Annotated in this window: 12 protein-coding genes; 8 read left to right on the top strand and 4 right to left on the bottom strand. The window is 35.0% G+C overall.

Going from position 1 to position 19,119, the window contains the following annotated elements; all coding sequences use genetic code 11:
• Positions 1-404 precede the first annotated feature (404 nt).
• Positions 405-2,336: an amino acid permease gene (locus tag KHA98_RS17790; RefSeq protein ID WP_213259240.1), complete on the top strand. Its 1,932-nt coding sequence runs from the start codon at positions 405-407 to the stop codon at positions 2,334-2,336.
• A 472-nt stretch (positions 2,337-2,808) separates the two neighbouring features.
• On the opposite strand, the gene KHA98_RS17795 is transcribed toward KHA98_RS17790, so the two are convergent.
• Positions 2,809-6,732, bottom strand: a complete 3,924-nt coding sequence (locus tag KHA98_RS17795) for a starch-binding protein (protein ID WP_213259241.1) — start codon at positions 6,730-6,732, stop codon at positions 2,809-2,811.
• Between the two features lie 463 nt (positions 6,733-7,195).
• Positions 7,196-8,398: an aminotransferase class I/II-fold pyridoxal phosphate-dependent enzyme gene (locus tag KHA98_RS17800; RefSeq protein ID WP_213259242.1), complete on the bottom strand. Its 1,203-nt coding sequence runs from the start codon at positions 8,396-8,398 to the stop codon at positions 7,196-7,198.
• A gap of 422 nt (positions 8,399-8,820) precedes the next feature.
• On the opposite strand from KHA98_RS17800, the gene KHA98_RS17805 reads away from it, so the two are divergent.
• The 4 genes from KHA98_RS17805 to KHA98_RS17820 all read left to right on the top strand — a co-directional run bounded on the left by KHA98_RS17805 (position 8,821) and on the right by KHA98_RS17820 (position 12,365).
• On the top strand, positions 8,821-9,279 hold the full coding sequence (locus KHA98_RS17805) for an Lrp/AsnC family transcriptional regulator (RefSeq protein ID WP_213259243.1): 459 nt from the start codon (positions 8,821-8,823) through the stop codon (positions 9,277-9,279).
• A gap of 89 nt (positions 9,280-9,368) precedes the next feature.
• A complete protein-coding gene (locus KHA98_RS17810; RefSeq protein WP_213259244.1) occupies positions 9,369-9,701 on the top strand; it encodes a hypothetical protein in 333 nt (110 codons plus the stop codon).
• 434 nt (positions 9,702-10,135) lie between these two features.
• Positions 10,136-11,539: a dihydrolipoyl dehydrogenase gene (lpdA, locus tag KHA98_RS17815; protein WP_213259245.1), complete on the top strand. Its 1,404-nt coding sequence runs from the start codon at positions 10,136-10,138 to the stop codon at positions 11,537-11,539.
• Positions 11,540-11,822: 283 nt separating this feature from the next.
• Complete coding sequence (locus KHA98_RS17820) at positions 11,823-12,365, top strand: lipocalin family protein (RefSeq protein ID WP_213259246.1); 543 nt, start codon at positions 11,823-11,825, stop codon at positions 12,363-12,365.
• Positions 12,366-12,423: 58 nt separating this feature from the next.
• On the opposite strand, the gene KHA98_RS17825 is transcribed toward KHA98_RS17820, so the two are convergent.
• Positions 12,424-12,801 carry a DoxX family membrane protein gene (locus tag KHA98_RS17825; RefSeq protein ID WP_213259247.1) on the bottom strand — a complete coding sequence of 126 codons (378 nt, stop codon included), beginning with the start codon at positions 12,799-12,801 and terminating at the stop codon, positions 12,424-12,426.
• 209 nt (positions 12,802-13,010) lie between these two features.
• Complete coding sequence (locus tag KHA98_RS17830; protein ID WP_213259248.1) at positions 13,011-13,901, bottom strand: DUF4349 domain-containing protein; 891 nt, start codon at positions 13,899-13,901, stop codon at positions 13,011-13,013.
• 184 nt (positions 13,902-14,085) lie between these two features.
• Here KHA98_RS17830 and KHA98_RS17835 point away from each other — a divergent pair, with 184 nt between their 5' ends.
• The 3 genes from KHA98_RS17835 (at position 14,086) to KHA98_RS17845 (ending at position 18,943) form a co-directional block, all read left to right on the top strand.
• Positions 14,086-15,384 (top strand): anthranilate synthase component I family protein, encoded by a 1,299-nt coding sequence (locus KHA98_RS17835; protein ID WP_213259249.1) that lies wholly within the window; start codon positions 14,086-14,088, stop codon positions 15,382-15,384.
• A gap of 152 nt (positions 15,385-15,536) precedes the next feature.
• Positions 15,537-16,847 carry a tRNA lysidine(34) synthetase TilS gene (tilS, locus tag KHA98_RS17840; protein WP_213259250.1) on the top strand — a complete coding sequence of 437 codons (1,311 nt, stop codon included), beginning with the start codon at positions 15,537-15,539 and terminating at the stop codon, positions 16,845-16,847.
• A complete protein-coding gene (locus tag KHA98_RS17845; protein WP_213259251.1) occupies positions 16,847-18,943 on the top strand; it encodes a protein-disulfide reductase DsbD family protein in 2,097 nt (698 codons plus the stop codon). The genes tilS and KHA98_RS17845 overlap by 1 nt, the downstream gene beginning before the upstream one ends.
• Positions 18,944-19,119 lie beyond the last annotated feature (176 nt).

A 19,119-nucleotide genomic window follows, 5' to 3' on the forward strand; every position in this document is an offset into this window, starting at 1 on the left:
ACAGATTCAATTTTAAAGATCTGCACAAATCTTTTCGAAGTAAAAAAAATCTGCATTATCTGCCAAATCTGCGAGAGAAAAAAATATAGCCACAGATTATAAGGATTAAAAAGATTTAAAAAAATATGCTCCCGCAGATTTGGCAGATTGCTTCGCCAGTTCACTATCGCTCGGGTGAGCAGATTAATTTTAAAATTATTAAAATCTGCAGTATCTGCAGTATCTGCGTGAAAATAATTAAAGACAAAGATTAAAAAAGAAAATAATTCGTGAATTCGTGGCGAAAAAAAACAAGAGAAAAACAAAATCGTTTTATATATTTGAAATCAGGATAATTTTTGCATTATTTGCAAAATAAAACCATCACAACTGAAATATATTAATTTATAATAGCAAAACATCATATGGCATTTTCAAGTTTATTCCGAAAGAAAACGGTACAGGATATTCTGAAACAGGTTGCAAAAAACGAAGCAGACGGTCATAATGCATTAGGAAAGCATTTAACAACCAGAGATTTAACTGCTTTTGGAATTGCAGCAATCGTTGGAGCCGGTATTTTTAGTACTATCGGAAAAGCTAGTGCAGATGGTGGTCCGGCGGTAATTTTCTTGTTTTTATTTACTGCATTGGCATGTAGTTTTGCTGCTTTTGCTTACGCAGAATTTGCCTCAATGGTTCCGGTTTCAGGAAGTGCTTATACGTATTCTTATGTTGCTTTTGGAGAATTAATTGCCTGGATTATTGGTTGGGCATTAATTATGGAATATGCCGTTGGAAACATAACGGTCGCAATATCCTGGAGTGATTATTTTACCACGCTGCTCCAGAGTGGCGGAATCCATTTACCGCAATGGATTCAGATGGATTACCTAACTGCTTCAAACGGATTTAATGATGCTACTGCTTTAATGCATGGCGGAAAAGCATTCGAAAATTTAAGTGCGCCATTACAGGCTTCTTATACGGCTTGGACTACAGCGCCAACAATTGGTTCTTTTCATTTTGTAGCCGATTTGCCAGCCTTGTTTATCATTATTTTAATTACAGCTTTGGTTTACAGAGGAATGAAAGAATCCCGTAATGCCAGTAATGCAATGGTGGTTGTAAAACTTTGTATTGTACTTTTGGTTATAGCAGTTGGTGTATTTTATGTAGATACAACAAACTGGGATCCGTTTGCACCAAATGGAGTTAGCGGAGTTTTAAAAGGAGTTTCGGCAGTTTTCTTTGCTTATATTGGTTTTGATGCTATTTCGACTACAGCAGAAGAATGTAAAAATCCGCAACGTGATTTACCACGCGGAATGATGTGGGCAATTATTATCTGTACGATTTTATATATTGCCATTGCTCTGGTTTTAACCGGAATGGTGAAGTATAATGAACTAAATGTGGGAGATCCTCTTGCTTTTGTTTTTGATAAATTACATTTAAAATGGATGTCGGGAATTATTGCCGTAAGTGCGGTAATTGCAATGGCGAGTGTTTTGTTGGTTTTCCAGATGGGACAGCCTCGTATCTGGATGAGTATGAGCCGTGACGGTTTATTACCAAAGAAATTTTCTACGGTGCACCCAAAATTCAAAACACCATCTTTTGCAACTATTGTAACTGGTTTTGTGGTGGCGGTTCCCGCTTTATTTTTAAACCTGACAATGGTTACGGATTTATGTAGTATCGGAACTTTGTTTGCCTTTGTATTGGTTTGTGCAGGAGTTTTGGTTTTACAAAACAAACCGGATATTCCAAGAGGAAAATTCAAAACACCTTATGTAAACTCAAAATATATTCTTCCGGCTTTACTTATTGTTGGATTGTATTATGCTTTTTCATTCAACAATAAAGCTACAATGGCTTTTATTAATAATGAAGCACAAACTTTTGATGCTACAACAATTGTAACATCATTGAATAAAGAAGATTCTGAAAAAGTTTTCAATTATTTAAAAAGCATCGACGTAAATAATAAAACTTCTCAGACTTCAGATTTAGAACATTTATTAAGCCAATATCAGGATGATGAGGTAAAATATGCTGAAGTTGTAAAAGGATTACCAATTAGTGATTCTGCAAAATACGAATCAGGATTTAGTTTATTTAAACACAAAATTCCAATGTGGATTTTCTTATTGGTTTTAGCCGGATTAACGGTTTGGGCTTTCAGAAAAAACCTTTCATTAATTCCGCTTTTAGGATTAATCTGCTGTCTTTACATGATGGCTGAATTAAGTGTCTGGAACTGGATTTATTTCACTATTTGGTTATTAATCGGATTATTGATTTACTTCACGTATAGCAGAAAAAATAGTAAACTGAATACGCTTGAAGGTTAAGAGTTCTTAGTTCTTAGTGTCATTAGTAAGAAGTAAAAAAGTTATATATAAAAGCCGTTCTGGAGTTTCAGAACGGCTTTTTTTGTAGTCCCGATATAAGAGTGTTGTTGAAAAATCTCCCGCAGATTTTGCAGATTTATTTTAAAAATCTGTGTGAATCTTTTTGACGCAATAAAAATCTGCTAAATCTGCCAAATCTGCGTGAAAAATAATATAGCTGCAAACAAAAAAAAGAACCATTCTGGAGTTTCAGAACGGCTTTTTTGTACTCCCGATATAAGAGTGTTGGTGAAAAATCTCCCGCAGATTGAGCAGATTTATTTTAAAAAATCTGTGTGAATCTTTTTAGCACAATAAAAATCTGCTTTATCTGCAAAATCTGCGGGAGAAATAATATAGCTGCAAACAAAAAAAAGAACCATTCTGAAATATTCAGAACGGCTCTTTTTAGCTTAAATAAAGATTTAAAACTTTATTTTTTGATAATCTTTTGCATCGTTTCTACACCATTTTCCAATCGGATAGTGATAAAGTAAAGTCCGTTGCTTAAACGGCTTACATCAATAGTACTTGTATTCGATTTTCCTTCCTGAACAATACTTCCTTGTGCCGAAACAATACTGTACTCACTTATTGCAATAGTAGAATTTATTTGCAACGTTTGCTCTACAGGATTTGGAAACAAACGAACAGCATACGTTTGGGTTTCTTCAGTCTCAGTATTTACAGTCATTTTAGCAGTAGTTGAGCCCCAGGTATAAGAGTAACCATCTGTTTTATTCAGTAAATCGGCAGTTTGATTCGCAGAACCGCTTGAACCATTATTAAAAATTACATTTACAGAAGTTGGTCCCGTAATCGTGTATTTATAAAAACCATTTGTATCAGCCGTCATTGCAACACCAGGCCAGGTTGTATTTGCCACACTTCCTGAAGGAACAGCATTCCAGTAATGTACTTTTGGAACACCAGTCCAGCTTGTTGGTGGTTTAAAATAAACCGTAAGTGTTGGAACTGCAGCAAAAGTATACACTTCTGTTTTTACTGCCGATGAAACTCCGGCTGTATTCACTACAAAGGCTTTTAGAGTTGTGTTGGCGGTAAAAGCAAATGATTTTGTACCAATAGCTGACGCTGAACTTATAGTAGGGGTAGTACCGTCTAAAGTGTAATAAATTGTTGAAGTTGTAGCATTTGCTGTTAAAACAACATTCACGGTTGTTCCCGTTGTAAAAGTACCACCAACTTTAGAATTTGTAAAATCAGGCGCGATAACAGGACATCTGTTTGCAGGCTCGGCGCTTAACCAACCCGAATCATAATATTTAATTCCCGCAGTAGTGCTTAAATCCCCTGTTTTTAGATTACCATCATTAAACAACAAATTCGAAGCACTTACTGTCGATGGGAAAGTATATTTATACCAATCTCCGCAATCCTGAGTCATTGCAACTCCCGGATAAGTTACAGCAGGGGCAGTTCCTGTTGGTGACCAATAATAAATTTTTACAGCAGAACTCCAGTTAGTTGGTTTTTTAAAATATACCGTAAAAGTGCTTGGTGTACTAAAAGTATAGGTTTCTGTTTTTACAGCAGAAACAGTTCCTGCAGCATTTTTTACAAAAGCTTTAAGTGTAGTTGTACTTGTTATTGCGATCGTTTTTGAACCAACGGCAGAAGTAGAAGCAGTTGTTGGAACTGTTCCGTCTAAAGTATAATAAATAGTTGAAGTACTTTCGTTTGCAGTTAAAGTAAGATTTACAGTTGTTCCCGTTGTGAAAGTTCCTCCTGCTTGCGAAAAAGTAAAATCAGGAGCTACAGAAGCACATCTGTTTGCAGGTTCAGCGCTTAACCAGCCTGAATCATAATACTTGATTCCGCCTGTAGTATTCAAATCACCCGTTTTTAAAGTACCATCGTTAAATAGTAAATTAGAAGCCGTTACAGTAGACGGGAAAGTATATTTATACCAGTCTCCACAATCCTGAGTCATAGCCACTCCAGGATACGTCAGTGCAGGAGCCGTTCCTGTTGGAAGCCAGTAATATACTTTTACAGCGGAATTCCAATTGGCAGGTTTTTTAAAATATACTGTAAATTCAGGAATCGCTCCAATCGTATAGGTTTTAGTCACTATATCAGATTGATTTCCATCTTTGTCAACTGCAAATGCTTTTATCGTAGTTGTTTGCGTAACGTTGATTGTTTTTGTAGACTCGGCAACAGCTGAAGTAAGAGTCGGAGTAGAACCATCAGTAGTATAATACAATTTTGGTTTTGGATCCGTACTGTCAGTAGCGGTAATCGTTATATCGATAGCTGTGGTTGAATTTCCGGCATCTGGCGTAAAAGCGATTTTTGGCGCAACATCCAGGTTTTTCCCCACCCAAACATGCTGAATTTTCGATTTGGTTACGTTTCCTTTTTTATCCGTTACTTCAACATAATAGTCCAACAGCTTTTCTGATATTCCTGCAATTTCTGCCGAATATTGATTAGCGATAACATCCGGAAGCATGTATAAATCAGCCTGCGTACTATTAGTCACATTTCCTTTAGGGAAAACTCTTTCTGCCATTGACAAAGAAATCCAGTTTCCTACTTCGCTGCCGCCCGCATAAGTTTCATTTTGGTTAGAGCTTAGTGTGTTTTTTCCATCAACATCAACTCTGTATTTTAATTCTGCTTTTTCAATTCCGCTTACATCATACGCAAAAGTATAGACTGTGAAATCTGCCGAATTCAGGAAATCTTTGTACGCATAAGGCGCTCCGTATCCTTTTTCTCCCGGATTATAAGGCCATCGTTGCGGAATAAAAACAGAAGGTTTTGTAGCATCGACACCCGGATGTGCATCCAGAGTTGGTTTTGCATATTGCACACATCTGTTAACGGCTAGTGTAGTTTTGATTTCAAGATCTTCCGCCAGACCATAATACGCATTTCCGCTATCATAACCTGCCATCAAAAAATGCCATGCTTTTTCAGCCGGACTTACTACCGATGTTGGATTTACAATTTCGCTCATTCTCAAATTGCTCCCTTCCAGTTGTTCAGCCATGATAGCGTGATTTTCTCCGGCAGTAGTAATCGCCTGATTCATCATGTCTTCTGTCCAGCCATTTGGATTAAATTTTTTAGAAACCGGATCAAAAAATGGCCATAACCAATTCGTAAATTGCGGATGACCAAAATCACCATCTGCATTTACCCATGCACCATCTTCAACGTGTACCACTGCCGATTCAGGAACAGGATTGTCACTCAGATACTGTGGAATTGTAGTTGGAATATTTCCATTTGCCGCCGAGGCATGAGAAAATCCCGTAACCGATTCGTTGTAATATGATGAGCCGCCGCCCCAGGCATTATCGCCATCATGAGCAAACAAAACCAAAGGAGGTCTTGGCGAAGTAGAAGCTTTTGCAACAATTGGTGCAATTAGCGAAGTGCCAATAGTAGCATATCCATCTTCATAACTTTCGTAATCAGCCATTGGAACAACAGTAATTTTGTATTCCTGAGCCGTTTCCGGATCCACATATTTTGCTTTGTAAGGAAGATAAGAGTAGGGAACAGCAAACTGTCCGCCACGCGCATCTTTTTGTGCAGAAAACCAAGTACCGCCTACAGTTTCTACCTGATCTGCTTTGTTAGGAACATCGCACATCGTTCCGCCCGAGCCATATTTTACAGGATAATCAGCCAGCGTTCTCGATAAATGGCTGTTGGCAATTACAGACCATTCGATTCCGCATTCTGTGAGGGTTTTTATAATTCGCTCAGAAAAGGCACATTCTGCTGGCCAGTATCCTTTAGAATCATGCGATCCAAATAACTGAGCACTGTAATATTGATGCGCTTTAATTTCTTTCTTCAATGCCTCGTCGCTCAATAATGGCGAAAGAGCATGATGCATGGTAAAAGAAACGACTTCCATGCGGGAGAATCCGCCGGAAGTTTTCCATGACTTTGCATCTTTAATGTTTTGAGTCCACGAATTAGAATATCCCCATTGATTAGCTTGTGCAAGTTCATTCACATTTTCCATCAAAGATCCTCCGTAGGTAATTTGCGCTCCGGCTTTTGCTAAATCGCGAATAGAGTTAATAGCATTTTTTGGCGCAAACTGATAAGCAGCCACACGATCGCCAGTCCCGAAAATTTCTTCAAGATTATTTGTAGGATGAGCCAGTCCGTTTTTATCATTATTGGCTCCAGAAACTTTAAGGTCTTGCGACTCTTTTACGATTTGGTATCGGTTGGGATTTTTTTTACTCACATCGCCCCAATAAGTAGGCTGATGCAAATGCCATAGGTAAGAAGTATTCACTTGTGCCTGCAAAAAAGCAAAGGGAATTACCAGGGCATACAACAAAAGTAGGTTTTTCTTCATAATTTCATTTTAGTTAGTTAAGTGGTTATTTTTTTGATAAAAGTATATTTAATTAACATTGAAATTATGTAATAATCTAAAAGTCAGTAACTACAACGTTTGAGTGTTTGAAACTTTTTTTAAATTATAGAGTAAAAAAACTTTATTCGCATAATTTGTTATTTTTTTTGCGAATAATTTAAGACTGCTTTTTAATTTGTTGTAAATGAATATCTAAAGGTTTTTAGGAAACAAAAAAAATCCGCTTAGAGAAAAAGATCTCCAGCGGATTTCAAACAAACTAATAAAAAATCGTGCAAATTTATTTATAAAGAACTGTTTTGCTTTTGTAAGAAGCTATAAACTTTTCTTCGCGCAGATCCTGCAGATTTTTCAGACTCTTTCTAGAGATTTTCTCTAATAAATCCGTGTAATATGCCCAATCTGCGTGAAAAAAATCTTTAAAGCATCTTTATGGAATAAGTTATAAAATTCCAAGTTCGACCATGCAGGCCTTCATCATTTCATAAGTGCGTTGGATATCGTTATCCAGACCTATAGAAAAACGAATTAAACCATCCGTTAATCCCATTTCGTGTTGTTCTTCTAACGGAATTTCACTTGATGTTGAAGTTCCCGGTGCACTAAACAATGTTTTGTAAAATCCTAAACTTACAGCCAGATAACCCAAATTGCGATCCTGCATCAGTTCCATTAATTGATTCGCTTTTTCTAAAGAACCTACATCAATCGTCATCATTCCTCCAAAACCATATTCCGGATTAATCATCGTTTTGTATAATTCATGACTTGGGTGACTTTTCAATCCCGGATAAACGGTTTTTAAACCATCTTTCTCAAACTGATCCGCCAGATAATGTGCATTATGACTGTGTTGTTTAATACGAATATGTAGAGTTCTCAGGTTTTTCATCACACTTGCAGAACGCAAACTGTCCATAGTTGGTCCCAAAAGCATGCTTGCTCCGCTGTTTACATTCTTTAGTGAATTAATGAAATCTTTCGATGCACAAGTCACACCTCCAACAGTATCACTACTTCCGTTAATGTACTTCGTTAAACTATGAATCACGATATCAGCACCTAGTTTTGCCGGAGAAACTGATAAAGGCGAAAATGTATTATCGACAACTAATTTTAAATTGTGCTTTTTAGCAATTTTAGCCAATCCGGAAATATCTGCCACTTCCAATAACGGATTACTAACGGTCTCGCAATACAAAACCTTAGTTTTTGGAGTTATTGCAGCTTCTACAACATCTAGTTTTGTAATGTCTACAAAGCTTGTTTCAATACCAAAACGCGGAGTGAAGTTCTTTAAAAAAGCATAGGTTCCACCATAAATCGTTCTGCTTGAAACAATATGGTCACCAGCACCACACAATTGCAATAGAGTAGGTGTAATGGCGCCCATTCCCGAAGCCGAAACATTTGCCGTTTCTGTTCCTTCCATCGCCGCCAAGGCCTGATCTAAATACAAATTACTTGGAGAAGAATGACGCGAATATAAATAACAGCCTTCCATGTTTCCTTCAAAAGTGTCAAACATGGTTTTTGCCGAAAGAAAAGTATAAGTAGAAGAATCCGAAATCGATGGGTTTACACCACCAAATTCGCCAAAATATTGTAAGTCCTGAATTTTATCAGCTGGATTAAAGTCTTTCATATGTTTTTTGTTTTTAGTTTGTTTTGTTTCAGGTTTCAGGTTGTTGAACTTGAAACCTGAAACTAATTTTGTTAGGAGCTATTCCAGCTTTCCGTTTCAAGTCCTCATAAAAAAGTCAAAGTTTCTAATGTTCTAAAAAGAGCTTCCGCTGGTCGCTTTTTTAGAACAAGAAACTTATGCCTTTTTTACTCCGGGCTTTACTCTTCAATCTGGGCTAGGGCAATCGTTTTCAAAATAAATTCTAGTCAAAGAAAAGTTTAATTGGAAAAATTGTCAATAACAAACTATTTTTATAGAATTTAAAACTGTAAATATTTAATTACTTAGAATTTTAATCTAAATTTGGTAGATATAAGATGATTCTATAGATTTTATTTCATTTCAAGAAAACAATAAACCATCAACCACAAACTATAAACAAAATGAATCTTGACGCCACAGATAAAAAACTTCTCGTTTTACTTCAAACCGACAGTAAGAAGACCAATAAAGAATTATCGCTAAAACTTAATTTGTCTGTAACCGCAGTTTATGAACGAATCAAAAAACTAGAGCGGGAAGGAATTATTAAAAATTACGTTGCTTTGGTCGATAAATCCAAAATCGAAAAAGGCTTTGTTGTGTTTTGCCATTTAAAGTTAATTCAGCACACAAAAGAATTCCTGACCAAATTCGAAAGCGAAGTCATCAAACTGAATGAAGTTTTAGAATGTCATCACGTTAGCGGCGATTACGATTATATTTTGAAAGTATTGGTAAAAGATATGGAAGCCTACAGAGAATTTTTAGTCACAAAACTAACTTCGTTGCAACATATTGGAAGTACCCAAAGTATGTTTATGATTAGTGAAGTGAAGAATTCTACGGTGATTTCGTTCTAAGGCGCTAAGGTTTTTTTAATCTCGCAAAGGCGCAGAGGCGCAAAGAAAAAACTAAATTTAGGTTTAATAAAAACGAAGTGGAATTAACTATGGAAAATTGGGAACCAATAGCACTAAATGAGCTTTACGGAGAAATTAGAAAGAATGAAAATGATTTGACAAAAAAGGAAAAAAACTTTTGGAACTTGATTAAAATAAACCCAATTAAATGGCAAGAAAAGAAATATGGTGAAATGGGTGGTGGTTTTTGGGTTGTTGCTATTTGTGGTACTAAGATAATTTGGTACAATGATATCGAAGAAGGTTTTAATATTTGTGATTATACAGTTTTTGGAGAAATTGAAGAATACAGTTGCGATCAGGATGAACTTATCTGGTCTGTTAAAAGATTGTTTGGACTAATTAAAAAAGTCGAAGGCTAAATTGGTTGAGTTGGTTTAAAGTTTTAAAATGAATTGCGTCCAGCTTTAGCTGGATGTAAATATAGTTTCAGGAAAAAGGCTTCAGCCAAAACTATCAAAGTTTGGCTAAAGCCTTTTTTGCTTTCAATCTGAAATCTCCAGCTAAAGCTAGAGGCAATTCAAAATACTTGGCAATCTTGCACCTTTGCGAGACTACAAGAAAGAACCTTTGGGCTTTTGAAGCAAAAAAAACTAAGATCAAAAAACTTTGCAACTTTGCGTCTTTGCGAGCAAATTCTCAACACAACAAAATAAAAATCAAGAACTCTTGTAGAATCTTAACAGCCTTTACGCTTAAAAGAGGCTAATATTTCACACAAAAAACATTGAAATTTAAACTTTAAACAAAACTTTATTCCTTAATTTTGTATCGCTAAATTAAAATAGACAAAACTATGAGTTCATTTGACGTAGTCATTATAGGTTCAGGTCCTGGCGGATATGTATCAGCAATTCGTTGCGCACAATTAGGTTTCAAAACTGCAATTGTAGAAAAATATAATTCATTAGGCGGAACTTGCCTTAACGTAGGTTGTATTCCTTCAAAAGCATTATTATCTTCTTCTCATCATTATGCTGAAATTGCTCATTTTGCAGATCACGGAATCGAGGTTTCTGGTGATGTAAAAATCAATTTAGAGAAAATGATTGCTCGTAAACAAGCAGTTGTAGATCAAACCGTAGGTGGAATCAACTACTTAATGGATAAAAACAAAATTACTGTTTTCAATGGTTTAGGTTCATTCGTAGACGCAACTCACATTGCTGTTGCAAAAGTAGACGGCACATCTGAAACTATCGAAGCAAAATATACTGTAATTGCTACAGGATCAAAACCATCTTCTTTACCATTCATAAAAATTGATAAAGAAAGAATCATTACTTCTACTGAAGCTTTGGCTTTAAAAGAAGTTCCAAAACACTTAGTTATTATTGGTGGAGGAGTTATCGGAATCGAGCTTGGACAAGTTTACCTTCGTTTAGGAGCTCAGGTTTCTGTAGTTGAATTCATGGACAGAATTATTCCGGGAATGGATAGTTCTCTTTCTAAAGAGTTAACTAAAGTATTGAAAAAACAAGGAATGAAATTCTACGTTTCTCACAAAGTAAAATCAGTAGAAAGAAACGGTGATGCTGTTACTGTTCAGGCTGAAAACGCAAAAGGAGAAACAATCACTCTTGAAGGAGATTATTCATTAGTTTCTGTTGGTCGTCGTCCTTACACAGACGGATTAAACGCTGACAAAGCCGGAGTTAAAATTTCAGACAGAGGACAAGTAGAAGTAAACGATCATTTACAAACTAGCGTTCCAAATATCTACGCAATTGGTGATGTTGTTCGTGGAGCAATGTTAGCGCACAAAGCGGAAGAAGAAGGAGTAATGGTTGCTGAAATCTTAGCGGGTCAAAAACCACATATCGATTATAACTTAATTCCTGGTGTAGTTTACACTTGGCCGGAAGTTGCTGCAGTTGGACAAACGGAAGAGCAATTGAAAGCGGCTGGAGTTAAATATAAATCCGGAAGTTTCCCATTTAAAGCTTTAGGACGTGCAAGAGCAAGTGCTGATTTAGACGGATTCGTTAAAATCCTTGCTGATGAGAAAACAGATGAGGTTTTAGGAGTTCACATGATTGGAGCACGTACAGCAGATTTAATTGCGGAAGCGGTTACTGCAATGGAATTTAAAGCTTCTGCTGAAGATATTTCAAGAATGAGCCACGCGCACCCGACTTTCGCGGAAGCGGTAAAAGAAGCAGCATTGGCAGCTACCGAAAACAGAGCATTACACGTATAACATATACGTCAATTATATTTAAAAACCGTTAGTTCTGAAGCATCAGTACTGACGGTTTTTTTATACCATTTAGATTTATCTTTTAATCCAATGTTTTCTGGTATAATGCCGATGTAATATGAAAATAGTACAATGCAATTGGACTATATTGAATATACAATCGGTATTATTTGTGCTTTGTTCCTGTTTTAAATGTTTGAAAAAATATAAAGTTTCAGAAAAATTTTGTAAATTAGATGTGTAATTCAGATGCTATCTTTGTGATTATTAAAAAGATAGCGTTATGAAAAATAAGTATATAGCTCCAATTCTTCTTGGAGCAGGAATTGCAGCAGTACTTTATTCCTGCGGTTCAACGATTCCTGAAAAAGCAGTTGCCGTCACCAACTTTGACAAGGCAAAATATTTAGGAAAATGGTTTGAAATTGCAAGATTAGATTACAAATGGGAAAAAGATTTAAATAATGTAACTGCCGAATATTCTCTGAATGATAACGGTACCATAAAAGTCGATAATAAGGGCTATGATGTCAAAAAAGACAAATGGGAGGAAAGCATCGGGAAAGCCAAGTTTGTCAAAAAGGACAATGTTGGTATGCTTAAGGTCTCGTTTTTTGGTCCTTTTTATGCCGGGTACAATGTTATCGCGGTAGACCAGGATTATAAATATGCTCTGGTTGCAGGCGAAAGTTTAAAATACATGTGGATACTTTCGAGAGAAAAAACAATCCCGGAAAGTATTAAAGCAGATTTTCTTATCAAAGCGCGGGAAATTGGATATAATGTGTCTGATTTGATCTGGGTGAAACATGATAAGATGAATTAACAAAAAGAAACCCGATAGTTTTTGAAGCTGTCGGGTTTTTATTTTAGGTTGAAAAAAATTAAGCAGTGAAAACACTTTTGTAATTATCCCAATATCTGTAAATTAAGAAGATGTTGCCAAGGAATAATAATCCAGCAAGTGGTAATCCGTCTGGCGTCAGGAAATAATTAATAAACAAGATATTTACCGTAATAGGCAAGATCAAAATATTTGCTAATGTGACATAGCGTCCTGTTACAAATGCAATTCCGCAAAGCAACTCAATTGATTTGGCCAAAGGCATTAAGTAGGTAGAAGCCATTAAACCTGTATTGAAAGCTTTAAAATCATCATTAGTGGCCGGCTCAGCAGGCATTAAATGAAAAAAGAAACTGATGGAGGCAAAAAGGAATAAAAGACCAATTAAAACACGGACAATAATAGTAGCAATTTTCATAATACTTAGGATTTTTTAAAAAAGGTTAAAAAAAATATGCGCTTGGAAATCGTCTAATCTAATTCTCTAATGTACCATAAAAAGGGGTTTTTTGGTCACTTTTAATGAGAACTTTACAATCAAAACAGCCTTGTTTTAGGATTAATTGAATAGCATATCAAATATAACGATTTTTTTGTTATGATATTGCTATTTTATTAACACTTTTCTTATTTCTTGCTATATTTTTTGTAAAGTAAAAATCCGCCAATGCTGATCAAAATAAATGGCCAAAGATTAATCAGGAAAACTAAAATTGCCTGCAATATATACCAGCCACTTTTTAAAGAGTCTATAGCCTGAATTCCTAAATTAGGTTTATAAGCGGCACTGTCTTTTTCGCTTGCCATTACTTCTTGTTTTATAGTTTCATTTTGATAAAGCTGAAGTGTAATAGTGCTAAAGTTAATTTGATCTTGTAAAGACAAGTTTTCTATTGTGCGATTGTCATTTTCTTCTTTTTTGTTATCCAGTGTATTTTCGGCTTCCACAATATCATTTATCTTTTTTCCTTTAGAATCAATTGCTTGTGCAACTCTTTTTTCGGTAACAGAACTTCTTTTTTGCGAAAGCTGATTGGCTAAAACTTTTAAAGAAACATCCTCAGCTTTAATAACCCTGAAATCCAGAAAATCAATTTGTCTGGCAATCGTTTTAATCACAGTGTCTAATTGTGTATTTGGAACGCGGATCGTAATATCATTTACAACAGAATATTTAGTGGTTTCTAAAGTGCTGTCCTGACTGATTTTAGTTTTAATCTGATCGTGAATATTACTTTGTAAATTGGTGTACGTTATAAATCCGCCAAACTTTTGAGTAGCATTTTCAATTGCATAAGTAGACTTGACGACGTTTTTAACCTTAAATTTAATATCAGCAGTTCGAATGAACTTTTGTTTACTATCTTTCCTTTCTACGGCTGCAGATGAAGAAACTGCTGTAGAATCGGTTGTTGCTTTTAATTCAGCTTCTTCCGAAGCATAATCTGCTTTTTTACAGGAAAGTAATACTACAGTAAGAGTCAAGGTTGTCAAACCTAATTTTGCAATTGTTTTCATAAAGTTTTTAAAATTTGATTAATGATTAAAAAGTTTGTTTGTTAAAAAAATGATCTATTGATTAAATTATTCTGGAATAGGTATAAAATCGATATACTAAAAAGTGTGCCAAATAATTTTAAGAGATTCTTTCTATCGAAGGATTTTTTTTATCGTAATTTTGAAGTCTTAAATCCATTCATTTTTGAGAGTTTCAATTCATAAAAAGATTTCAAATCCAGCACACTTTAAACAGCAGTTATTAAGCTGGTCGCAACAATTTAGAGAAGTTGTTTTTCTGGACAGTAATTCCTATCCGCAGGAATATTCAAATTTCGATTGTTTGTTGGCTGTTGATGCTTTTACGTCTCTGAAAACAGATTTTCAAAACGCTTTTGATGATTTAAAACAATATCAGCAAATGACCAAAGATTGGCTTTTGGGCTATCTTTCGTATGATTTAAAAAATGATATTGAGGAATTAAAATCAACTAATTTTGACGGACTGAATTTTCCTGATTTATTTTTCTTTCAGCCAAAAAAAATATTTCTGTTAAAAGGAGATCAGCTTGAAATTCAATATTTGCGATTGTGCGATGATGAACTCGAAGATGATTTTAATGAGATAGTTGAAAGTCAATCCCGAAGCCTCGGGACGGAAGTCGAAAGTCAGGAAAAGATAGAAGTGCAACAACGAATTTCGAAGGAATTATATGTTGAAAAAGTAAACAAAATTCTCGAACATATTCATAAAGGTGATATGTACGAAGCGAATTTCTGTATGGAGTTTTTTGCAGAAAATGCCAATATAAATCCATTAGAAAAGTTTCAGAAACTGAATGCCATTTCGCAGGCACCATTGTCTGTTTTCTTCAAAAATAATAAGCAATATTTATTATCAGCTTCACCGGAACGCTATCTGAAAAAAGAAGGAGAAACAATTATTTCTCAGCCTATAAAAGGAACTTCAAAGCGTTTTTCAGATCCTGTAGAAGACGAAAAATCAAAGCACTTTTTAGAATCGGATTCAAAAGAACGTGCTGAAAATATCATGATTACCGACTTAGTTCGTAATGACTTATCTCATACTGCTCAAAAAGGTTCGGTTGAGGTTACAGAGCTCTGCAAAATCTATTCTTTTTTGCAGGTTCATCAAATGATTTCGACCATAACGTCTAAGTTAGATCCACAATATTCTCCTGTGGATGTTTTAAAAACAACATTCCCAATGGGAAGTATGACCGGTGCGCCAAAAATTTCGGTGATGAAAATCATTGAAAATCTGGAAGAAACTAAAAGAGGTTTATACAGCGGTGCTATTGGTTATTTTACGCCAGAAGGTGATTTTGATTTTAATGTTGTAATCAGAAGTATTTTGTACAACCAGGAAAAACAATACGTTTCGTTTTCTGTTGGAAGTGCTATTACTTCATTATCGATACCGGAAAAAGAATACGAAGAATGTTTGCTGAAAGCCAAAGCAATGCACGAAGTTTTAAGGTAAAATGGTTTGCCCCGAATTACACAAATTACACTAATTTTATTATGCTTTTTAATTAAAATTCGTGCTAATTAGTGTAATTCGTGGCGAAAAAAAATATCACGCTTAACATTTCATTTAAAAATAGATCGCATTTAATTTTTTACTTTTATCAAATGTTTTCAAACTTTCAAAATCATATCGTTTCCCGTTTTTCTTTTTTAGCAGAAAAAAAGCTGTTTCTTGCCGTTAGTGGCGGATTAGATAGTATGGCTTTGCTACATTTATTAAAGCAGTTGCCTTATGAAATTGCGGTTTTGCACTGCAATTTTCAACTTCGCGGTTTGGAGAGTTTTGGCGATCAGGAGTTTGTTCAAAATTATTGTAGCCAAAATAATATCCCTTTTTTTACCACTCAATTTGATACTAAAGCTTTTGCCGAAGATTATAAATTATCTACACAAGTTGCAGCAAGAGAACTTCGTTACAGTTGGTTTTATGAGCTTTTAGAAGAAGAAAATTTCGATTATATTCTAACGGCACATCATGCCGATGATAATCTGGAAACCTTTATTATCAATTTAACCCGCGGAACCGGTTTAGATGGATTAACCGGAATTCCAGAGCAAAATGATAAAATTATTCGTCCGCTTTTGCCTTTTTCAAGGGAAGAAATTCTGAAATATGCTGAAGAAAATGCTATCGAATGGCGAGAAGACAGCAGTAATGCATCCAATAAATACCTGCGAAATAAAATTCGTCATGATTTGGTTCCCATTTTAAAGGAAATCAATCCTAATTTTCTGGATGCTTTTCAAAAAACACAATCCTATTTGCAGGAATCACAGGAAATGGTTGAAGACGCCTCTATAATGATTTACCAGCAAGTGGCGAAAGAAGAAGGAGATGATATTCATTTTGACTTGAATCAGCTCAGAAAACTTCCAAATTATAAATCGTATTTGTACCAATGGCTGAATGAATTTGGTTTTACTGCCTGGAATGATATTTACGATTTGGTAAACGGACAATCGGGTAAACAAGTATTATCGGAAGAGTTTAGATTACTGAAAAACAGAGAAACTCTGATTTTGAGTCCGCTTTCTGAAATATCCCAAATAGAAGAGTTTGAAATAAACGAAAACGAAACAGACGTTAATTTTCCCTTAAATTTAAGACTTTGTAACGTAGGTCACATAACTATAGAATCAAATAAGGCTATATTTGTGGATGCTGAAAAAATCCGCTTTCCCTTGATTTTACGTAAATGGAATGAGGGAGATGTTTTTCATCCTTTTGGAATGCAGGGAAAATCAAAAAAAGTGAGCAAGCTTTTTAAAGACGAAAAATTATCCCTGATCGAAAAAGAAAAAACATGGATTTTATGTTCAGATAATCAAATCGTCTGGGTTGTAGGACTTAGACAAGATGAACGCTTCAAAATCGATAATACTACTAATAGAATACTTAAAATAGAACTGCAATAATGAATTTTAATCAATACCGTCAAACGATAATGCCAAAAAGTGCCTGGAGTCGATCCATTTTATTTATACTGTTTTTCTTCTTTGCATTTGCAAAAGGTAATGCACAGGTTTTAGAACCAGTTAAATGGACTGCCAAAATTGAAAAAAAAGCCGGAAATAATGCTGTTTTAATTTTTGATGGAACGATCGAAAAAGACTGGCACATGTATTCGCAATTTACTCCTGAAGGCGGACCTCTTGCATTGGAAATTGCATTTAAAAATCAAAAAGGAAATTACGAATTAGTTGGTAAAGCTAAAGAAGGAAAAACCAGAACGGCTTTTAATGACGTTTTTGGTGTAAATGAAACTTTCTTTGAGGGAAAAGCACATATTACGCAGGAAATCAAGATTGTTAATCCAAATTTAAAAACGGTTGATGTTGAATTTGATTTTCAGGTTTGTAAAGAAGTTTGTATCAATTCTAATAAAAAATTCTCAATTGCAATTCCATCTACTTTCAATATGGAAGCTGTTCCAGCTATTACAGAAGTAAAAGCGGATGAAACAAAAGTAACAGGAATTGCTGTTGATACAGCAAAAAAAGCAACTGACAGCGCAAAAACACAAGTTGTAAAATCAAATATTGAAGAACCGGTTTCTAAAGCTGATATGCCTGCACCGGCTCCGGCAAGAAGTTTATGGTCGATCTTTTTTCTTGCTTTTTTAGGCGGTTTTGCTGCTTTGTTTACGCCTTGTGTGTTTCCAATGATTCCAATGACGGTAAGTTTCTTTACGAAACAAAGTAAAAGCAGAGCAAAAGGAATTAGAAATGCGATTATTTATGGACTTTCTATTATTGCAATTTATGTAATTTTAGGTCTTGCGGTAACCAAAATATTTGGTGCAGATGCCTTAAATGCTTTATCTACAGATGTTTGGTTTAACCTGGTTTTCTTTGTGATTTTGGTTGTTTTTGCAACTTCATTTTTAGGTGCATTCGAAATTATGCTGCCAAATTCGTGGGCTAACAAAGCAGATCAACAAGCAGATAAAGGCGGATTGATTGGAATATTATTTATGGCTTTGGCTTTGGCAATTGTATCTTTTTCTTGTACTGGGCCAATTGTCGGGACGTTATTGGTTGATGCAGCTTCAAACGGAGGAATTGCTCCTGTGGTTGGAATGTTAGGATTCTCCTTGGCTTTGGCGCTTCCGTTTATGTTATTTGCTATGTTCCCGGGTTGGTTAAATTCATTGCCAAAATCGGGCGGATGGTTGAATACAGTAAAAGTGGTTTTAGGATTTTTAGAATTAGCTTTAGCGTTCAAATTCTTATCAAATGCTGATTTGGTTTTACAATTGCATTTCTTAGAAAGAGAAGTTTTCATAGCGATCTGGATTGCAATTTTTGGAGCTTTAGCGTTTTATTTATTCGGAAAAATTACATTGCCGCACGATAGCCCAACCAATCATATATCAGTAGGAAGATTGTATTTAGGATTACTTACTTTAGTATTTACAGTATATTTAATTCCGGGACTTTGGGGAGCGCCGTTAAAATTAATTAGTGCTTTCCCGCCACCACCGCAGTATAGCGAAAGTCCGTTTGGAGTTGGAGGTTCAGGACATTCAAATGTAAGCGCCGATACAAAAGGACTTCCGGTTGGTGCAGAATTAGGTCCACACGGAATAATGGTTTTTCACGATTATGAAGATGGATTAGCTTATGCAAAAGAAATCAAGAAACCAATTATGCTTGATTTTACAGGATATGCTTGTGTAAATTGTAGAAAAATGGAAAACAATGTTTGGTCAGATCCGGCAGTTTTACCGATCTTAAAAAATGAAGTTGTTTTGATTTCTCTATATGTAGATGATAAAAGAGAATTGCCAAAAGAAGAACAATTTGTTACCAAAGCTGGAGATGAAATTATCACAGTAGGAGATAAGTGGACTGATTTTATGATTTCAAAATACAAAACCAATACACAGCCTTTATACGTTATTACAGATTTAGAAGGTAATAATTTGCATGATTCAAAGCCTACAATTAGTTATGTTGGTGTAGAAGAATATCTTAAATGGTTAAAAGAAGGAATTGCGAATTTTAAATAGTTTCTTTTTTAGAGAATAGAAGAAAGAGAATAGAAGAAAGAAATGCTGCAATTTTCTTTTAATCTAAAATCTGCAATCTAAAATATATAAATAAGGTTTGATTTTAATTCAAATGAAAATCCCTCTAAGTTGTAGCTTAGAGGGATTTTTTTGTAAAGGCAAAAAGTTGAAAATTA

Source organism: Flavobacterium branchiicola, from assembly GCF_018383905.1.
In the GTDB taxonomy this organism is placed as follows: Bacteria; Bacteroidota; Bacteroidia; order Flavobacteriales; family Flavobacteriaceae; genus Flavobacterium; species Flavobacterium branchiicola.